Raw genomic sequence first — 19,510 nt, 5'->3', positions numbered from 1 at the left:
AAGTGAGGCATTTCGCCTCACTTTCGCTCTTAATTAACGTCTTCCTTTATTCGGATCGCCGCCGCCAACAATATCAAAGACACGTTTCGCTATATTTGTATTCTCTTGAACGCCTGAGAATAAGTATTTACCTGGACCAAATGCATACACGTTCACATCTTCCCCTGTATGTCCACCAGTTGTCCAGCCTGTAACCGAGCGCTTATTGAAAATATCTTCAATTGCATTATCAATCTTTGTTATATCTTTTGACGGAGCTATATCATTTACAGCTTGAATTTCTTCTGGAGTTAATTGTAAATCAATATACTTTTTCAATGTTTCTTCTACATTTGCACCTTTTGCAATCTCATTTGCCATAAAGTCTGGTGTGCGTTTTGCAGCTTTAATTGGATCTACTTTAAAGTTATACTCGCCATTGGCCCCTAAAGATAATCCACCTGTAGCGTGGTCTGCCGTTGCAACAACTAACGTATTTTTATCTTTTTTCGCAAACTCAATCGCTGCTTTGAAAGCTTTTTCGAAGTCTTCCATTTCACTCATTGCACCAACGATATCATTATCATGTCCAGCCCAGTCGATTTGACTTCCTTCCACCATTAAGAAGAAACCATTTTTATTTTTGTTCAAACGCTCAATTGCTGCATTAGTCATTTCTTCTAATGAAGGTGTTTTATCATTACGATCAATCATTTTATCTAATCCACCTGGTGCAAATAAACCAAGAATTTGATCATTTTTATCATTTAACAATTGATCTCGATCCGTTACATAGCTATAACCAGATTTCTTAAACTCTTCTGTAAGATTACGATCTTTTCTAACAAAGTTCTTTACACCGCCGCCAAGCATAACATCTACTTTATGCTTCCCTTTAATTTTCTCATCAAAATAATCATTTGCAATTGCGTCCATATTTTTACGGCTAATGTCATGCGCACCGAAAGCAGCTGGTGTTGCATGTGTAATTTCAGAAGTTGCAACAAGTCCCGTTGATTTCCCTTTTTCTTTCGCTTGCTCAAGAACCGTTTTCACTTCCGCTTTATCATTATCAACTGCAATTGCAGCATTATATGTTTTAATCCCTGCTGACATAGCTGTTGCTGCTGATGCAGAGTCTGTAATATTTTCATGCTCATCTTCTGGGTATGTTTTTTGTGTTCCTACAAGATGCTTATCAAATTCTGTAGATTCCATTTCAAAGGTTTTTGGATTATCTTTCATATAACGGTGAGCCGTCATATATGAAGGGCCCATACCATCCCCAATTAATACGATAACATTTTTAATCTTTGCATTGCTTCCGTTCTCATCTGCATTAACCTCACTAGAACGAGTAAAATTCCATGTTGCTACCGAAGTAACTGCTAATGATGCCACAACTGCAAATGGCCATGCTTTTTTCACAAACTTTTTCACTGTCTTGTCCCCCTAATTAGGTTATTCATTTCCCACTATCAAATTTAATGGAAGACTATTAAGAGAAAATTAGCTGTATGTAAATTTTTTGTTAACTTATGTAAATATCAGTTATAATTTGTATAACTTTGTCTCTTCGTATCAGCCATCCTGCCCTTTACAATTTAAATATAAACAGGTTGGATTTCATTTAACGTAAATCTCTTTTTTTACATTTTGACTCTATTTTTATGAAATTAAATAGAAATGCGGTGAACCTTTATGAAAATAGTAAAGCTAAATGAGTCTTTTATTTTTGAATTACTTAATCTTTGCAAATCTGTTGGATGGTTACACGATGAAATTTTTATGAAAAAGCAATTCGAAATGTATCTTTCTATCGGCACACTTGTAGGTTATATTCATGAAAACAAACTCATTGCGACTGGAGGAGTATTTCCCTTTACAAGTAACTTCACTTCCATTGGTATGTTAATCGTTCACCCTAATTTTCAAGGACGAGGAATAGGGCGCATGTTGCTAAATCATTGCTTGGAACAAATTCATCCAAAACAACCAATTGCACTTATTGCGACAAAAGCTGGCGAACCTCTATACACATCATGTGGATTTCAAACAGCAACAACAATTCATCGTTTTGAAAAGCAAACTACTAAGACGTATCCTTCTCACTTACAACAAGTACGAGAAGAAGACCTTATATCTCTTACTTCTCTTGATCAAATTGCAACTGGTGTGAATCGTTCTCTACTTTACTCTTTGCTATTACCAAGGGCCATACACGCTTTTAAAATTGAAAGAAATAACCGTATAGAAGCTTTTTCATTATGCATACAAAAGGGCAATATATTATGTATCCATCCACTTATCGCCAAGCAAGAAGAAGATGCTATTCAATTATTAAAAAAGATATGTGAATGTTGGAATGGTATAGTACGAATTGATGTCCCACATTCACAATTTATATTTCGTAAATTTCTTCAAACAGAAAATTTCCAAGAAACGCTCCTTTCACCTCTTATGATAAAAAATGGTAGCCAACTTCCTGGAAATCGTAATATGCTATTTGCTATGATAGATACAGCGTTATGTTAGAAAGGAGACACCTAATTGAAGCGATTTAGCTATTTTATGGTAGGTTGTCTTACTCTTACACTATTAGTAGGATGTAGTGCAGCAGAAAAGCCAGTAGAACAAGTAAAGCAAGTGAAAAATACAATTACAGCTAAACTAGCTACCGAGGAAAAAATGGTAGAAATAGATGGTCAAACCATTTACTTTAAAAAGATTGGTAATGAAAAACCACCTTTACTTATGATTCATGGCTTTGGAGGGTCATCAGATGGTTTTCAAAAGATTTACTCCGATTTAGCAAAAGATCATACAATTATTTCTGTAGATGCTTTAGGATTCGGGCGCTCATCTAAGCCAATGGATTTTTATTATTCTTTTCCAACTCATGCAAATTTGTATTATAAATTAATGAAAAAACTAGGGTATGATTCATTCGCAATACTGGGGCATTCCATGGGGGGAGAAATTTCTCTAAATTTAACATATTTATATCCTGAAGCAGTTACTCACCTTATTTTAACTGATGCTACAGGTGGTCCTCATACATTCGTTACTAAACAAGGCTCACCAAAACCACAATTGCCGACTGATTTAAATGCCGTTTCTTCTATTACTGATTATGATGAGAGCAAAGTGAAATTCAAACGTAACGATGAAGAGCATTATAACAAAATGAAACTATGGCCTAGACGTCTTAAAATTAATGCGAATGAAATGAAACAGCCGACTTTAATTATATGGGGCAGAAATGATAGTAGCGTTTCTTGGAAAGAAGGAGAAACGTATCATCAATTCTTAAAAAATAGCACTTTACATATTATTGAAAAAGGTTATCATGCACCATTTCGCCAAGAACCACAAGAATTTGTCGGGTATGTACAAGACTTCTTTAAGAACAATCCGATCAAAGTTGAAAAATAACATAAACGGGTATCTCATTTTGAGATACCCGTTTTCATATATTAAGCAGCTTGCTTTTGGCGTTTTTGAGTTTTTGATCCTAATACTTTCGGGATAACAAAGCCATCCATTCCAAATTTCCCAGCGTTCATACCGGCAACAAGAACAAACATAGATAAGATAACCATCTCAGGGTTCACACCAATTGACCCACTAAACATATAGGAAAAGTTCATTACAAGACCAAAAAAGACCGCTGTTTTTGTTAAACAGCCTACAATTAAACCAATTCCGACTAAAATTTCTCCCCATGTTACAAGCGTATTAAACAAATCTACATTTGGAATTGCAAATTCTTGTAAGAATGATGCCCACCAAGATTGAACAGCCGGTTGTGCACCTTTAGATTTTTCAATTGCGCCTTGCAAATAACCTGTTGCATCGAATCCTTTTCCTTGTAGTTTACCGATTCCAGCCATTAACCATGTGTAACCAAGATATACTCGAATTACTGCTAATACAAAAGAAACTGCTTTGTTTTCTCTTAAAAATTGAATAACCATATCTTCCTCCTAAAGTTGTAATTAAGTTAGTTACAGTTAATATAATAACATTAGTTACTTATTTTTCAAACGTTAATTATGAATAATTCATGACATGTGTATGAAACATTAAAAACTAACGTTTATATAGTAACTTTTATTACCTGTAAAAACTTGAACATATCATACCACAGGTGATAATCATTTTCATTGAAAAAAATGTAAAAAAATTGTGAGTTAAATGTGAAACACGTTTATTCGAATATAGAATAAACGTGTTTCATACTAATTATAGAATCGAAATGTATGTGTCTCCTCATCAATTAAACTCGCTTCTTGAAACGCTTCTTCTAACGTTTTCCCATGGTTAATAACCCCATAAAATAAGCGTATAGTAAACATAAGTGCTGCATTTCCATCTACATAATCAATCGATCCAATATATGATTTTGCACCACTATGTAAAAAAGATTTTGCAAGTTTTTGCTCCCCTAATGTGCACCCGCTATTTACAATATGTGTATTATGCAATTTTGCATATTTATAAATTTCTGCTTTACCAAAATACCCTCTCGGTTCATCTTGTTCATATACTTCTTCGCCTAACTCTTCCATGACAAACTTCCCTTCTTCACCATGAAAGCAAAAAATAATATAATTAATATCGTTAAATAAGTTCTTTCCAGAAAGAACTTCCACAAAATCTTTCGGTCTACCAATCCAATATGTCACAACTCTTGCACCAAAATACTCAAGAGATGCTCGTATTGATTGCGCCTCTAAATCCGAATTAAAACCAACTACTAATGCAATATTCAACAAACAACCTCCATCCTATAATCAGCCCTTATCAATCAGACTTTTATGGGATAAATCCATTTCATATATACCTGTTTCTTTCAAAAAATCTGATCTAGTTAAAACGACTTTATGTAAATATTGCCTATATGCTGTAATTGTTCCATCGTGAGATACAATGCAAATTCTTTCCGCACCCAGTTCATAACACCAAAGAAGAAATTCATCTACTATTTGCTGAAAACTATTCTCTGAAATAGTGTTTATACCTTCCTTCCATAACTGATTATTTGAGCTTTTCTCTATCGCAAAATGCGGAAATAACTTTGTTATCATTCCCTGATCTACTATATAATCGCACGGTAATGTTTTCGCTCCTTCTCGATAAGGAAAAATACGCGGAGATACATATGGATGGACTATTTTTTGACAAGCTACTTTCGCACTCCATATTGTCGCCGTTTGTAAAGTTCTAAGTGTAGGACTAACAATTAATATATCCGCTTCTTGTAATGATACATCACGTTGAAGTAATTTAGCTTGAGCCTTTCCTACTCTCGTCAATGGTGGGTCAAACACTTGTAAACTTTCTGGTAAATCCGTTGTATGTTCACCTTCACCATGCCGAACAAAAACGATTTTCATATTCAGTCTCCTCTTACTATAAAATCCTCACACATATTTCTTCCCTATTGCATTCTTTATTCCTGCTGTATAAAAACCGATATGTAAAAAAGGTTTGACAAGAAAGTTTGTAAAATATTACAATATTACATGTAAAATACTTTTTACACCGAAAGGAGAATTACATATATGAAATGGATAATTGTCTTTATTGGAATGATTGTATGGGGATATATAAACGGCTTCTTTAGTAGTGATAAAACTGCTAATCCTTGGATTACAGATGATGAACGTGAAACAAAAATTAAACAAAAAGCAATTACGGCAAGCTGGTCCGGTGTTTTTATGTTTTGTACCATTAGCCTCTTAAATAAATGGTTAGGTTTAAGCACAAATGATAAATCACCGTACTTACCAGACCCTATCGCAACTATTTTAAAGGCAAATGTAGAGTTACAAGTTTTACTCATGCTATTTGTTATGTATGGAATATTTTACTTACATTATCGAAGAAAATTAAGTGCCTAACTTCTAACTCATGATTATCCTCCTAAATGGTTATAGTAATCATGACAAAATGAAAGGAGAGATATAAACATGAGTAACTCGAATGAATTTTTAGATACACTACATGAAAAACAAGCAAAAGATGAACAAAATAGAAAGCGCCAAGGGAACGGAAACCCAGCGAAAAAAAAGCCAAATAAAACACATAAATAACAGTAAAAAACTGCCTAAAACGATCTTTTAGGCAGTTTTTTATTCTTCTTTCACCGAGATAACATTTTCCCAATTCCATTTCTCATAATACCACTCTGGTATATCTACATTTTCAATCCACTTTTTTTCATGTTTTCCATCACTATGAGCTATCCATATATTAGCTTTCTTACGATCTGAACGTATCCATATTAATTGATTGCTCTTCTTCATGAAAATTGGATGATAATCGCCTTGCTTATTAGATGACTTTGTAATTTGATATTGTTTATCGCTTGTGCTATTTATCTCATATAAAGATGGGAATGGCCTTTTTTCTGGCAGAGTTTCAAACCCTCCCTCTTTTGCTCGTGAAACGATAATTACATTATCGTTCTTCCATGTAAAATCCCAATCCACATATCCTTTCGGCGTAAATGTTTGCTGCTGGAGTGCTGGCAGTTCTTTTATTTTTAAATGTTTATTCTCTAATGCAACTCTCCCGCTTCCTTCAATATAAGCCAATATGTTTTTTGATGGCGCCCATTTGAACCATTCTGTATTTAATAGCATTTGATCTACTATTTCAAACCGACTACCATCTGCTCGAACTAAGCAAAGCGTATTACTATCAGCTGACCATGAAGCTGTCGGTACCGCTAAAAATGAAATCCACTTTTGATCTGGTGACCACTTAAAGCCACTTGCTACTAGCGCTAGAAAATCATCATGTTCATTTGGCAATGCATACAAATGCTTCATTTTGTGAGGATTCATATGTGCATCTTTTTGCACTTCATATAGCTGAGCCCCTGTCCATCCTGTTGGAAGTAAGTGCGCTTCAGAGGATACAAGAAAGTTCTTTCCATCAGGATACCATGCATAATCACCCACACCAGCCGATACATTTTCAAAATCTGCATTCTTTTTTTCTACATCAAATGTATTCAATGTACCTGTAAATATAAATGCAATTATATTTTCTGTTGGTGACCATTGATAATTCGATGCTTCTGAGTGAAACGGCGTAACTTTCTTTCCATCTTTCAGCCGATATAACTCAAGAATATTTTGTTTCTCCCCTTTTACATATGCCAGCCATTCTCCATCATGTGACCACTTTGGCCCTGTTATGTTCTCTCCTTTTGTAAGTTGTTTTTCTTTCCCATCAACTTTAATCCAAAGGTTATGATGACGAATAAAAGCAACTTTCACACTATTATTTTCTGCGCTAGTAATAGCGATAGAACATAAAAACATAAACAACACTACACTACCACTTACTATTAGCCTTTTCATACCATCACTCCATTTCCCTCATAGCATTCCTCACTTTCTTCCTACAATATGTGAAAAATATCGATTCGACATAATTAGAAAAAATTTCCCAAGAAATTTTCAATTCATAGAGGATTGGTATGAATTATGTCGAAAGTATAGTTTATCCAACATTTATATTTATAAGTTCTAACTAAAATGTAAGATTATTTTTCTGAATATTGACACTTTTTTATTAGGGGGAGTATCAATGAAAAAAACTACATCTACACTATTAAGCATGGCGCTTGTCTTTTCTAGTTTTGGAGCTTTAAGCGCTCATGCTGAATCACTACAAAAGGAGAAGCAATTTAGTCCACAATTAAAAACAACGATTGAACAGTGGGGAGAACATAAAATTGCTCAAAATGTTGAAACGAAAACAACAAAAGAAATATCAGTAATTGTAGAATTGCAACATGCACCTCTCGCTGCTCAAAGTAATATTCAGCATGCTCCAGATTTACAAAATAGTAATGCGCAGTCTTATCATGCTGAGCTAAAAAAAGCACAAGAAGATACGACTAAGAAAATAAAAGAAAAAGCACCTGGTGCAAAAATTAAAGAAGTGTATAATACGTTATTTTCCGGATTCTCTATTTCAGTTCCTGGAGATCAAATTACCTCTCTTGCCTCTTTACCTGAAGTAAAAGCAGTCTATCCGAACTTAACATATAAATTACATGAAACATCAAAAAGTACTACTAACGAAGAAGCACCAAATATCGGTGGACCGACAATTGGTGCACCTGAAGCGTGGAATTTAAAAGATCCATCTGGCAAACCGCTTGATGGAAAAGGCATGAAAGTAGCCATTATCGACTCTGGCGTAGACTATACACACCCTGACTTCAAGGCAAATTATATCGGTGGATATGACACGGTTGATGAAGATAGCGATCCAATGGATGGTAACGTACATGGTACTCAAGTAGCTGGAATTATTGCGGGTAATGGAAAAATTAAAGGCGTTGCTCCAAACGCTTCTATTCTAGCCTATCGTGTAATGAATGACGGTGGAACTGGTACAACAGATGATATTATCCAAGGGATTGAGCGAGCGATTCAAGATGGTGCGGATGTGTTAAACCTCTCCCTTGGGCAGGATTTAAATGTACCTGATCAGCCTGTAACATTAACGTTAGAACGAGCAGCGAAACTTGGTGTTACTACTGTCGTTTCAAATGGAAATGACGGACCAAAACCTTGGTCTGTTGATGCTCCCGGTAACGCAAGTAGTGTCATTTCTGTTGGAGCATCTATGGTTTCTATCCCGTTTCCAACATTCCAAGTAGCTGGTTCCAGCAAAACATATCAAGGGTTACCGTTATCAAAATCTGATTTTCCAATAGGAAATGATTCCCCTCTTGTATACGCTGGTTATGGCAATCCAAGTGATTATGCAAAACAAGATGTGAAAGGGAAATTCGCACTTATTTTACAAGGTACTTCTAGTACATTAGTAAAAGCAGAACAAGCGAAGCAAGCTGGGGCACTTGGTGTGTTATTAATCTCTAGCGAAAAAGAAATTAATATGATGCCGGAATATTTTTCACGTGAACATCTAGCTGTCCCAGTAATGCAATTATCAAATACAAATGGGGAAGAATTAAAAACTTTAATTACAAAACGAAAGAAAAATATAAAAATTGGACAACCAAAGCAAACAGAACTTATCGGTAACTTTAGTTCAAGAGGACCATCACAAGGAAGTTGGCTAATAAAGCCTGATGTTGTTGCACCTGGAGTACAAATTACTAGTACAGTACCGCGAGGCGGCTATGAATCGCATAACGGAACAAGTATGGCTGCTCCGCAAGTAGCTGGAGCGGTTGCCCTCTTGCGTCAAATGCATCCTGATTGGACGACAGAACAATTGAAAGCGGCTCTTGCTAACAATGCAAAAACATTACATGATGTCAATGAAAATACATACCCTGTTATGGCACAAGGATCAGGTTTAATTAACATTCCGAAAGCAGCTCAAACAAATGTATTAGTAAAACCTAACAATGTCAGCTTTGGTCTTATTAAGCCAAATAGCGGAAAAGTAAAACTGACGCAAAATGTTACATTACAAAACCTTTCTAGTAAAAAGAAAAGTTTTTCAACTCGTGTGGAATTACTTGATGCAAGCACAAAAACAAAAGTAAGAGCTTCTGTCCCTTCATCGATTAGCATACAACCGAATAGTAGTACCGAAAAACCATTTACTATCACTGTAGATAGCTCACTACCACAAGGTGTGTATACTGGAAATGTATATGTAAAAGAACAAGGGGCAAAAGAAGAAATTCGAATTCCATTCACATTTAGTATCGATCCTAAAGATTATAAACGTATCGATGGACTTGAAATTATTAATTCTACTTTTAGCCCAAATGGCGACCACGTACTAGATGATAATCTCATCAACTACTATTTAGTTGCGCCTGTGGATGATGTAACATTGCATGCAAATTTAGTTACGAAAGAACGTGTAACGTATCAAGGGATTATCCATCAAGCTAAAAATGCAACTCCTGGATACAAACCTTTCAAATGGAATGGTACAAAAGCCGATGGAACTCCTTTAGCTGACGGGCTATATCAAATCGAAGCAGTTGCTTCTAATTCTGGCGGAGAAACAAAACAAACAGCTGCTGTATTTCTTGATCGAACTGCACCTAAGTTAACATACGAAGTTGACCAAGAAAATCTCGTAATTAGAGGAAAAGTTGATGATATTCTACTAGATTGGATGTCAGAATCTGGTTGGATAGCACCTGGTATTCCAGTGAGAATGCAATATGAAATTAACGGAAATGGTGTATGGGACCAGGCATTCCTGAACCCTTGGGAGAAAAGCTATGACATTTATTTCGATCGTACTCAATTACAAGAAGGAAAAAATACTATTCACATTGTAGCAACTGATGCAGCTGGCAATACCTCTAATTTAACTGTTAATTTAGAAGTGAAATAAAGTGAAACTTTAATCAGTAGAGATTTCGTTCATCCCCACTGATTATTACCCTTCACCAATCGGGAGTTACGGGCAGTTAATCTCCCATCTCACTTCTTTGCTCCAACCGAATTTTGAGGTAGGAATTTTACTGCTCATTAACACGGGATAAAAAATTTTTGTTGACAATTTTTTTAATATAGTTTTATAATACAAAACATAGTTTAGTTGAACGAATTATATATCGGCTTTGAAGGAATACTAGTAGCGACTTATATCACTGTCTCAGAGAACTGATGGTTGGTGCGAATCAGTACATATACAAGCGTGAATTACAATTCTGGAGCTTCTTTCCCGTAATGCTTTTTATGCATGAAGAGAAAGACGGATCTTTCCGTTATCGTAAAGTGAGTGGTAAACAATTAGTTGTTTACAAATAGGGTGGTACCGCGATTTTTATCGTCCCTATCGGATTTTCCGATAGGGACTTTTTTACGTCCATCCTCTTACACAATTTCATATATACGCGTTGAAAGAATCGCAGTAGTATCTTATATCCCTGTTACAGAGAGCTAATGGTCGGTGGAAATTAGCACATATATAAGTACGAATTACAATTCTGGAGCTTCTTTTTCGTAGTGCTTTTATGCATGAAGGAAAAGACGGAATTTTTCCGTTATCATTAATTGAGATGTAAGTATATTTTCACTTACAAATAGGGTGGTACCGCGATTCTTTCGCCCCTATCGGATTTTCCGATAGGGGCTTTTTCTATTTCTCACAGAAACAGATGTTAAATAATTCCGAATCTTATGATAAAATTTTATAAGCGCTTACAAATAATGAAGGGAGGTGATACAAGCTATACGAAATCGATATTCAATTTTATAGAAAAAAAGGAGGATGTCTAAATGACAAAGAAAACAGAAATTCCATCGCATTTAAAACCATTCGTATCCACACAACATTATGATCAATACACACCGGTGAATCACGCTGTGTGGCGTTACATTATGAGACAGAATCATAGCTTCTTAAAAGACGTTGCTCATCCAGCCTATGTGAACGGACTACAATCATCTGGTATTAATATAGATGCAATTCCAAAAGTAGAAGAAATGAATGAGTGTTTGGCACCAAGTGGCTGGGGCGCTGTAACGATTGACGGACTTATTCCCGGCGTAGCATTCTTCGATTTTCAAGGACACGGATTACTACCGATCGCAACAGATATTCGGAAAGTAGAAAATATCGAGTACACACCAGCTCCAGATATCGTACACGAAGCCGCAGGACACGCACCGATTTTACTTGATCCTACATATGCAAAATATGTGAAACGTTTTGGGCAAATTGGTGCAAAAGCTTTCTCTACAAAAGAAGAACATGATGCATTTGAAGCTGTTCGTACATTAACGATAGTGAAAGAAAGCCCTACTTCTACTCCTGATGAAGTTAAGGCTGCTGAAAATGCTGTAATTGAAAAACAAAACTTAGTTTCTGGTTTATCAGAAGCTGAACAAATTTCACGTCTTTTCTGGTGGACAGTAGAATATGGATTGATCGGAAATATAGATGATCCAAAGATATATGGTGCTGGTCTCCTTTCTTCTGTTGGCGAAAGCAAACATTGCTTAACAGACGCTGTAGAAAAGGTTCCATTTTCTATCGAAGCATGTATAGGGACAACTTATGACGTAACAAAAATGCAACCACAACTATTTGTTTGTGAATCCTTTGAAGAATTAACAGATGCGCTTGAAACATTTTCTAAAACAATGGCCTTTAAAACAGGTGGAAAAGAAGGTTTAGAAAAAGCAATTCGCTCTGAGAACTATGCAACAGCTGAGCTAAATAGTGGATTACAAATTACAGGTACATTTAGCGAGACAATTGAAAACGATGCAGGTGAATTAATTTACATGCGAACAAATTCTCCAACGGCATTAGCGCTTCATAATAAACAGTTAGCAAATCATTCTACTTCTGTACACAGTGACGGATTTGGAACACCGATTGGATTACTCACTGAAAATATTGCATTAGAAAATTGTACAGACGAACAACTACAATCATTAGGAATTACAATTGGAACTATCGCTGAGTTTACTTTTGCAAGTGGTATTCATGTAAAAGGAACAGTAACAGATATTGTAAAAAACGATAAGAAAATTGCTCTTATTTCCTTTATCGATTGCACAGTTACTTATAACGCCCGCGTTTTATTTGATGCTTCATGGGGCGCATTTGATATGGCTGTTGGCTCACAAATCACTTCAGTATTCCCAGGTGCCGCAGATGCCGCAGCATTTTTCCCAATGGATGAAGAAGTTCACGAAATTCCTGCTCCACTTGTACTGAATGAACTTGAACGTATGTATCAAACAGTTCGAGATATTCGAAGTGAGGGGATTTTACACGACGCGCATATCGATCAATTAGTAGCAATTCAAGAAGTATTAAATAAATTTTATGCGAAAGAATGGTTGCTGCGCCTTGAAGTATTAGAGTTACTTTTAGAGCATAACAAAGGGCATGAAACATCGGCAGCATTACTACATCAACTTTCTGCCTTCACAACTGACGAAGCTGTAACACGCCTTATTAACAATGGTCTTGCGTTACTTCCAGTAAAGGATGTGAAAAATGATGCTAAGATTAACTGAAGAAGAAGTTCACGAAGAATTATTGAAGGTAGATAAATGGATGGTAAAAGATGAGAAATGGATTGAACGAAAATATATGTTTTCCGACTACTTAAAAGGAGTCGAATTTGTCTCTGAAGCCGCCAAACTATCAGAAGAACATAATCACCATCCATTTATCCTTATCCAGTATAAAGCAGTTATTATTACTTTGTCATCTTGGAATGCAAAAGGTTTAACGAAACTAGATTTTGAGCTTGCAAAACAATTTGATGAACTATTTTTACAAAACGAAAAAGCAATTATAAGAAAATAAAAGGAGAAGCCTTTTTAGGCTTCTCCTTTTATTTTGAAATGGATACAATGTCCAAATGGATCCTCGACTTGTAATATTCCATCTTTGTACGTAGCAATCTTGCCAATATTTTTTAAGCTTTCACATACTTGCTCTTTTTGTTTTTCATTCGCTAGTACAACTGTGAAATATTTCAAACCAACAGAACCTGGCATTTGCGGTGGTACCCCTTCACCTTGCCATGTATTTAAACCGATATGATGATGATAACCACCTGCAGATACGAACAATGCTCCATTACGAGCTGGAATCGTTACTTCAAAACCAAGACCATCAACATAGAAACGTTTCGCTTCCTCTAAATCAGCTACATGAAAATGAATATGCCCCATCACAGTACCAGCTGGAAAGCCATTCCATGTACTTCCTTGCTGTAATAATTCTTCACCAGCTAACGGGTTACTAACAAATGGGAGTTCTCCATTCTCATCACGCCAAACTTCTTTTTGTCGATCATGATAAATTTCAATCCCGTTTCCATCTGGATCAGCTAAATAAAGAGCTTCACTAAAGTAATGATCGGCTCCGCCATGTAGTGGATATACCATCTCTACAAGATGACGAAGAACATTCGCTAAATCCTGTCTACTTGGTAATAAAATTGCGTAATGATATAACCCTGTTCTTCCTCTTTGCTTCGGAAAAGCTTCTTTCTTTTCTTCAATGATAAGAAGTGGTTCATCATTTTCATTCCCAAATGTAACGACTGCTTCTTCTTCTCTTAGCACCTTCATACTTAGTACTTCCGTATAAAACTCTAGTGATTTCTTTACATTAGATACGTATAAATGAACAACATCAAGTGTTGTATCGGGATGAAGTTGAAAACTCATCTTGTTAGCCCCCCCATTTAAATTAGTTCTTCTTTGACATTTTTTCTTTTAAGAAATTATCTACAAAACCATCAGCTTTTGCAACAAATAAGTATGCACCCATTGCTAATAATGCAAGTTCTAATTCGAAACCAGGATTTTTTCCATCTCCCAATAAACCAGCTGACCATTTCACTTTTACGATTGCTCCAACCATAACAAGTGCAAATAATAATCCAATATATCTTACACCTAAACCTAGAATTAATAATAGACCTCCAACTAATTCAAACGTTGCTACACCGTATGCAAGTCCTCCTGGTAAACCAATACTTGTAAACCATCCTGCAATATTGTCAATTCCTGATTGGAATTTTGTTAAACCGTGCATGAAGAATGTTACCCCTAACACGATACGAATAATTAAGTTACCAATATGTTGATTCATTTCATTCTCTCCTTTATAGTTTTCTTATACAAAACTTTTATTTACATTACAAAACATACACTAATTTTTTTTATTCGTCAATTCATTTTCACTGGGAAAAAATATATTTTTTTTGCTATGATACAAATAGTTGTTTACAAAAAGGAGCTTGATTTTATGAATATTGGTTCTGCAATACGTGAAATTCGTCAACGTAGAGGCATAACAATTGCACAAATTTGCGAGGGAACAGGTCTTTCTAAAGGATTTATGAGTCAGGTTGAAAATAATAAAACATCACCATCTATCTCAACTTTAGAAACGATCTCCAATTTTTTAAACGTTCCCCTTCCCTATTTATTGTTAGAGCAAAAAGATCGATTAAAAATTGTCAAAAAAGAAGAACGGAAATACAGTGTATACGGCAAAGATGAGCAAAGAATTGAACATGTTGCGGAGCAAGGGGGCCTTCGCCTATCTTTAGTAGAAATCCCAACTGGATTCCCGAAAGAAAACTCACCAAATGCCCATGAAGGGGAAGAATGTCACCTTGTATTACGCGGAAAACTAGAAGTTCAGCACGGTGAAGATATTGCAATTGTAGAAGAAGGTGATTCTTTCTCATGGAATGCATGCGTTCCTCATATTGTTCGTAATATAGGAGAAGAAACTGCATTATTACTCATCTCTAGTTATGCGGAAAATCGAAAACGTGTTTATTAAATAATAAAAAAAAGAAGCCTGTTAAACAGGCTTCTTTTTTATCCCCTTATAATTCCATAACTTGTCCCAACTAGTACAGTCTTTTCATGCTGATTGCGATAAACTGACTCGATTGAAACTTTTTTATAGCCTTCCATTTGCTCAACATTTGTTAAAGTTAGTTCACAAGTGATCGTATCTCCTGTGAAAACTGGTCTAATAAACTCACTTACTAATTCTCTTGCTATGTAATGTAACTCTTCTCCCACTTTCGTCCCAATGCTAGCAGTCAATAAACCATGAACCATTAATCTTCCATTTTCATCGTATTCCACATGGTGTCTACCTTTATCACCGGTAATATTTGCAAATTCAAAAACTTCTTCCTCAGTAAATCTTCTTTCATATTTAAATACATCCCCAGCTTTTACACTCATTTTTATCCCCCTAATAATAAACAGAATTTTCTTTTATTTTATCATAAAACGAGCCTCAATCCATTCTCTATTATCAAAAGTCTCAAAATTACCTCGCTATACTTTTTTACTTTCCATTCATTTATCGGTGACCATCTCTTTTCGCGACTTGGTATCCATAATACGCACATGTTCCATTTCTCGATAGCTCTCTAACTTCAAATCCACAACTTCTATAAAAATCAAAATTGTTCGCTGATGTATGCGCAAACCAATCACCGTGGGGAAGTTTTTGCAGGCAAAGAGCTACAAGCTTCTTACCTAATCCCTTCCCTCTATATTCACACTTCACAACTAAATTTACTATGTTCGCAATCATAATTCCATCAGAAATGACTCTAACCATCGCAACCATCTCTTCCTCATCCCAAATTGTAAAAGCCCATGTTGAATTTTCGAATGCTATCGTAAATTTTTCAATTTGCCAAGAAGGGATATTATCATTACTCCAACCGGCATCTTCAAACAAAGCTTTAATTGCATATGCTGGTACGCTACTCGTTCCCTCACGAATAATAAGTCCATTATGATAAATGTACATGTAACCCCTCCCTTTATTTTCATATACCATTCTTCAAAAAATGCAATTTACCTTTAAAAAAGTAATTTTTTCATCCAACACGCTTAATAGAATAAACTAGAACATCGATTCCATGAAATGACGTTGTTTTCTCATAGCTGAGCCCGGTTTTTCTAGCAACAAATATTGAGGCGGGATGATTCGGATTAATAAGAGAAATTAATTTATTCATTCGTAATGCTTGGAAACCATAGTCACGAAATGCTGCCGCCGCTTCTTTTGCATACCCTTTTCCCCAATACTGAGGAAGTAACCAATAACCAATTTCAATTTCCTCTTTTCCATCTATCTTCTGCTTTACCAGCCCTGCATGACCAATTCTTGTTCCCGTTTCCTTTTCAATCAATACAAATAAACCGAGACCGTTTTTATAGCTAGGAATCACCCATTCCTCCAGACTTTTTTTACACTGCATATATGTTTTTAACGTCCCATTTCCAATATAACGCATTACCTTCTCGTTCCCCCATAGTGAAGCGTAGAACTGTAAATCATCCATTGTATATTTGCGAATTTGTAAACGTTCTGTATGAAACATGCTGGCACTCCTTTCCACTAATTTTTTCTTCATTTCACGATCACGTTTTGTGTGTATACGAAATGTTACTATTTATTATAAAGTGAAACTTTAATCAGTGGGAAATTTTGTTCATCCCCACTGATTATTAGCCTTCACCAACCAGGCGTTTACGGGCAGTGTATCTCCCGTCTAACTTCTTTGCTTTAGCCGAATTTTTAGGCGGGAGTCTTACTGCCTGGAAAATAGCGGGATAAATGAACCAACAACAAAATACAGAATATTCATTCTTAATAACTAAAAAAAGCAGTAGACAAATATTGTCCACTGCATCCATATCATAACTAGCATAAAGAAAACTACAATTGAGGGGGGTGTAGGATTTTCAAATATACTAGATACTTATCCCGTTCTAACGGGCGGTAAACTTTCCAATTGTTTCAAGTGAAAAGTTTACCGCACATAAGAACTTCCTTCGTTCATTAAGATAGTATTGCTAAATAATCATATACACGCTTAGATTTCTCTCCACCCATTCGTGCATGTTGAAGAAGAGAAATACCATGAGGGCCAGATGCACGCAATGCTTCTGGTTGAGCTACTAAAATAGCTTGTACAACTTCTAATTCACCAAGCATAGCTGCTGCAAAAATATCCATCCGAGCACCCTTTTCTAGTAAATAAAGAGCAATATCTTTACGACCTACATGTGCCGATGCGCCTAACGCACTTTCCCAATCTGATCCACCCCAATTATAAGAGGCGTGAAGTAAGCTTGGCGATTCAGCTAATAGCTCTTGTACTTTCTCTAAATCCCCGTGAGCTGCCATAACAAATTCTCTTACTAATTCAGTGGTAATACGCTCTTCTGTTTGCATCGCTCTTCTCCCCTTCTAGAAATTCGTTTCGGTGTAAAAAACGGTTTGTCATTTCCTTGAAAAATATCTACATCTATGCCAAATACATGTTGAAACATTTCATGGCATAGTACTTCTTCTGGTATACCATCATATTGAATCTTTCCTCGCTTTAATACGAGTAAACGATCGCTATATTGAGCAGCTTGGTTAATGTCATGTAAAACCATTATAATTGTCATTCCAAACTCCTCATTTAATCGTTTCACAAGTTCCATTACTTCCAACTGGTGAACGATATCTAAAAAGGTTGTTGGTTCATCCAATAATAAGACATTTGTACGTTGCGCTAGCGTCATCGCAATCCAAGCACGTTGCCGTTCCCCTCCTGATAAAGAATGTAAAAGACGATATTCATACCCTTCAAGATTTGTAACAGACAATGCCCAATCAACAATTTCTTCATCTTCTTTATTTAAGCGGCTACTCCATGATTTATGTGGACCTCTTCCGAACTCAATTAGTTCTTTCACTGTCAAATCTAATTGATGATCATGCATTTGTGGTAACATCGCTAATTGCTTCGCTACATCAGCACTCTTCATTATATGAATATTTTTCCCATCTAAAATGATGTCCCCTTCGCTTTGTTTCAGTAGCCTTGCTATTAAACGAAGCAAAGTAGATTTTCCCGATCCATTCGGACCAATTAAACTAACGATTTCTCCAGCCTTAATATGTACATTCATATTTTGCATTTGAAATCTTTCAGAGTGTGCATAAAACACTTTGTTAACGGAAATCACGTTGTTTTCCTCCTCTATGAATTAAATATAAGAAGAAAGGACCACCTAAGAAGGACAGTAAAATACCAACAGGCAATTCGATTGGGTCAAACCAACTTCGAGCTATTGCATCTGCAAAAACAAGTAATACCCCGCCGCCAAGGCATGATAAAGGTAGCAAATATCTATAATCATTTCCAACTAATAAACGCAGCATATGTGGTACGACAAGACCGACAAATCCAATAAGACCAGACACACTTACCGCAATTCCAGCTAATAATGTACTTACTACGATTAAATAAAACCGACTTTTTTCCACATTATGTCCTAATAGTTTTGCCATTTCATCTCCAAGCATTAACACTCGAATATGCTTAATACCAAAGAAAGCTAATATAATGGCGAATATTGCATAATAAATAATCATGTTTAAATGTGCCCAACTTACACCACCAATGCCGCCCGCTAGCCACGGTAACACGGATTGTACTTTGTCACTATGTAATAACATTAAAGCTGACGTTGCTGCACCAATTAATGCATTGATTGACACTCCTACTAAGACAATTCTTGAAGGTGGTGCCCCTTTTTGCCATGATAAAGCATAAATAACCATCGCTGTTATGAAAGCTCCTAAAAACGCCCCTAGTGGTAAAAAAGCTAGATGTTGTGGGAATAAAATCATGATGACAATTGCTACAAGGCCTGCTCCAGATGAAACCCCGATAATACCAGGATCTGCAAGAGGGTTTCTCATAACCCCTTGCAGCAGTGTACCAGATGCAGCTAAACATGTTCCTACTATAAACCCAACGAGAACTCTCGGTATGCGAAGATCCCATACAATTCGATGAACTGTCGAACCTTCATCTTGTATACCTGTTAGAATGTCTCGTACAGAAAAAGATAAACTTCCTGCGAAAAGTCCGTAAAAGAGGCCTAGAATTGTTAATACAACTAAAGTAACTGCTATTATCCATCTTTTTTTCGCAAAAGGATGTTCCTTTTCTCTTACTACTTCACTACTTTCCATA

At 35.9% G+C, this 19,510-nt stretch carries 21 protein-coding genes and 2 other annotated features; of the genes, 8 read left to right on the top strand and 13 right to left on the bottom strand.

The features are described 5' to 3' along the window. Window positions 1-33: 33 nt before the first annotated feature. Entirely contained in the window at window positions 34-1,419 is a 1,386-nt protein-coding gene (locus H6481_RS00400; RefSeq protein ID WP_182810902.1) for an alkaline phosphatase, read from the bottom strand. 261 nt (window positions 1,420-1,680) lie between these two features. On the opposite strand from H6481_RS00400, the gene H6481_RS00395 reads away from it, so the two are divergent. Next, window positions 1,681-2,514, top strand: coding sequence for a GNAT family N-acetyltransferase (locus H6481_RS00395; protein WP_000706702.1), 834 nt, complete (start codon window positions 1,681-1,683; stop codon window positions 2,512-2,514). A gap of 15 nt (window positions 2,515-2,529) precedes the next feature. After that, window positions 2,530-3,414, top strand: coding sequence for an alpha/beta hydrolase (locus H6481_RS00390; RefSeq protein WP_000819813.1), 885 nt, complete (start codon window positions 2,530-2,532; stop codon window positions 3,412-3,414). A 41-nt stretch (window positions 3,415-3,455) separates the two neighbouring features. Here the strand turns inward: H6481_RS00390 and H6481_RS00385 are convergent, their stop codons facing one another. From H6481_RS00385 to H6481_RS00375, 3 genes are all read right to left on the bottom strand, one after another. After that, window positions 3,456-3,956, bottom strand: coding sequence for a DoxX family protein (locus H6481_RS00385; RefSeq protein WP_000236608.1), 501 nt, complete (start codon window positions 3,954-3,956; stop codon window positions 3,456-3,458). A gap of 264 nt (window positions 3,957-4,220) precedes the next feature. Further along, complete coding sequence (locus H6481_RS00380; RefSeq protein ID WP_025118463.1) at window positions 4,221-4,757, bottom strand: hypothetical protein; 537 nt, start codon at window positions 4,755-4,757, stop codon at window positions 4,221-4,223. A gap of 18 nt (window positions 4,758-4,775) precedes the next feature. Next, window positions 4,776-5,378 carry a histidine phosphatase family protein gene (locus H6481_RS00375; protein WP_182810900.1) on the bottom strand — a complete coding sequence of 201 codons (603 nt, stop codon included), beginning with the start codon at window positions 5,376-5,378 and terminating at the stop codon, window positions 4,776-4,778. A 168-nt stretch (window positions 5,379-5,546) separates the two neighbouring features. Between H6481_RS00375 and H6481_RS00370 the strand changes: the two genes are divergently transcribed. Continuing rightward, entirely contained in the window at window positions 5,547-5,885 is a 339-nt protein-coding gene (locus H6481_RS00370) for a phosphoglycerate mutase (RefSeq protein ID WP_182810898.1), read from the top strand. A gap of 69 nt (window positions 5,886-5,954) precedes the next feature. Beyond that, window positions 5,955-6,077: a DUF4023 domain-containing protein gene (locus H6481_RS00365; RefSeq protein WP_000071866.1), complete on the top strand. Its 123-nt coding sequence runs from the start codon at window positions 5,955-5,957 to the stop codon at window positions 6,075-6,077. Window positions 6,078-6,116: 39 nt separating this feature from the next. Here H6481_RS00365 and H6481_RS00360 read toward each other — a convergent pair whose 3' ends face one another. Then, the gene (locus tag H6481_RS00360) at window positions 6,117-7,355 is read right to left on the bottom strand and encodes a PD40 domain-containing protein (protein WP_025118464.1); all 1,239 of its coding nucleotides are present in this window, start codon (window positions 7,353-7,355) and stop codon (window positions 6,117-6,119) included. Between the two features lie 229 nt (window positions 7,356-7,584). Between H6481_RS00360 and H6481_RS00355 the strand changes: the two genes are divergently transcribed. The 3 genes from H6481_RS00355 to H6481_RS00345 all read left to right on the top strand — a co-directional run bounded on the left by H6481_RS00355 (window position 7,585) and on the right by H6481_RS00345 (window position 13,278). Beyond that, window positions 7,585-10,338 (top strand): S8 family serine peptidase, encoded by a 2,754-nt coding sequence (locus H6481_RS00355; RefSeq protein WP_182810896.1) that lies wholly within the window; start codon window positions 7,585-7,587, stop codon window positions 10,336-10,338. A gap of 220 nt (window positions 10,339-10,558) precedes the next feature. Next, window positions 10,559-10,787, top strand: a binding site (T-box leader). A gap of 50 nt (window positions 10,788-10,837) precedes the next feature. Beyond that, window positions 10,838-11,065, top strand: a binding site (T-box leader). 163 nt (window positions 11,066-11,228) lie between these two features. Continuing rightward, window positions 11,229-12,983, top strand: a complete 1,755-nt coding sequence (locus tag H6481_RS00350) for an aromatic amino acid hydroxylase (RefSeq protein WP_071739177.1) — start codon at window positions 11,229-11,231, stop codon at window positions 12,981-12,983. Further along, window positions 12,964-13,278, top strand: a complete 315-nt coding sequence (locus H6481_RS00345; protein WP_000979537.1) for a 4a-hydroxytetrahydrobiopterin dehydratase — start codon at window positions 12,964-12,966, stop codon at window positions 13,276-13,278. The genes H6481_RS00350 and H6481_RS00345 overlap by 20 nt, the downstream gene beginning before the upstream one ends. Window positions 13,279-13,292: 14 nt before the next feature. Here the strand turns inward: H6481_RS00345 and H6481_RS00340 are convergent, their stop codons facing one another. Together H6481_RS00340 and H6481_RS00335 are read right to left on the bottom strand one after the other, a co-directional pair. After that, a complete protein-coding gene (locus tag H6481_RS00340) occupies window positions 13,293-14,150 on the bottom strand; it encodes a VOC family protein (protein ID WP_000009848.1) in 858 nt (285 codons plus the stop codon). A 22-nt stretch (window positions 14,151-14,172) separates the two neighbouring features. Further along, window positions 14,173-14,577 (bottom strand): DoxX family protein, encoded by a 405-nt coding sequence (locus H6481_RS00335; RefSeq protein WP_001071553.1) that lies wholly within the window; start codon window positions 14,575-14,577, stop codon window positions 14,173-14,175. Window positions 14,578-14,733: 156 nt separating this feature from the next. On the opposite strand from H6481_RS00335, the gene H6481_RS00330 reads away from it, so the two are divergent. Continuing rightward, window positions 14,734-15,279, top strand: a complete 546-nt coding sequence (locus H6481_RS00330; RefSeq protein ID WP_001020693.1) for an XRE family transcriptional regulator — start codon at window positions 14,734-14,736, stop codon at window positions 15,277-15,279. A 38-nt stretch (window positions 15,280-15,317) separates the two neighbouring features. On the opposite strand, the gene H6481_RS00325 is transcribed toward H6481_RS00330, so the two are convergent. From H6481_RS00325 to H6481_RS00300, 6 genes are all read right to left on the bottom strand, one after another. Then, window positions 15,318-15,695 (bottom strand): MaoC/PaaZ C-terminal domain-containing protein, encoded by a 378-nt coding sequence (locus tag H6481_RS00325; protein WP_000111564.1) that lies wholly within the window; start codon window positions 15,693-15,695, stop codon window positions 15,318-15,320. Window positions 15,696-15,816: 121 nt separating this feature from the next. Then, window positions 15,817-16,275 carry a GNAT family N-acetyltransferase gene (locus H6481_RS00320; protein WP_000276127.1) on the bottom strand — a complete coding sequence of 153 codons (459 nt, stop codon included), beginning with the start codon at window positions 16,273-16,275 and terminating at the stop codon, window positions 15,817-15,819. 70 nt (window positions 16,276-16,345) lie between these two features. Beyond that, the gene (locus tag H6481_RS00315; RefSeq protein WP_002024815.1) at window positions 16,346-16,885 is read right to left on the bottom strand and encodes a GNAT family N-acetyltransferase; all 540 of its coding nucleotides are present in this window, start codon (window positions 16,883-16,885) and stop codon (window positions 16,346-16,348) included. A gap of 428 nt (window positions 16,886-17,313) precedes the next feature. Next, entirely contained in the window at window positions 17,314-17,709 is a 396-nt protein-coding gene (locus H6481_RS00310; protein ID WP_016080225.1) for an ankyrin repeat domain-containing protein, read from the bottom strand. Then, the gene (locus tag H6481_RS00305; protein ID WP_071729617.1) at window positions 17,676-18,494 is read right to left on the bottom strand and encodes an ABC transporter ATP-binding protein; all 819 of its coding nucleotides are present in this window, start codon (window positions 18,492-18,494) and stop codon (window positions 17,676-17,678) included. The genes H6481_RS00310 and H6481_RS00305 overlap by 34 nt, the downstream gene beginning before the upstream one ends. Next, entirely contained in the window at window positions 18,481-19,509 is a 1,029-nt protein-coding gene (locus H6481_RS00300) for an iron ABC transporter permease (protein ID WP_002082127.1), read from the bottom strand. The genes H6481_RS00305 and H6481_RS00300 overlap by 14 nt, the downstream gene beginning before the upstream one ends. Between the last annotated feature and the right edge of the window lies 1 nt (window position 19,510).

It is taken from the genome of Bacillus sp. ME78, assembly GCF_903970865.1.
GTDB classification, from domain to species: Bacteria; Bacillota; Bacilli; order Bacillales; family Bacillaceae_G; genus Bacillus_A; species Bacillus_A cereus.
Note: the sequence above shows the minus strand (reverse complement) of the source record. Positions and strands in the feature narration are given on the sequence as shown.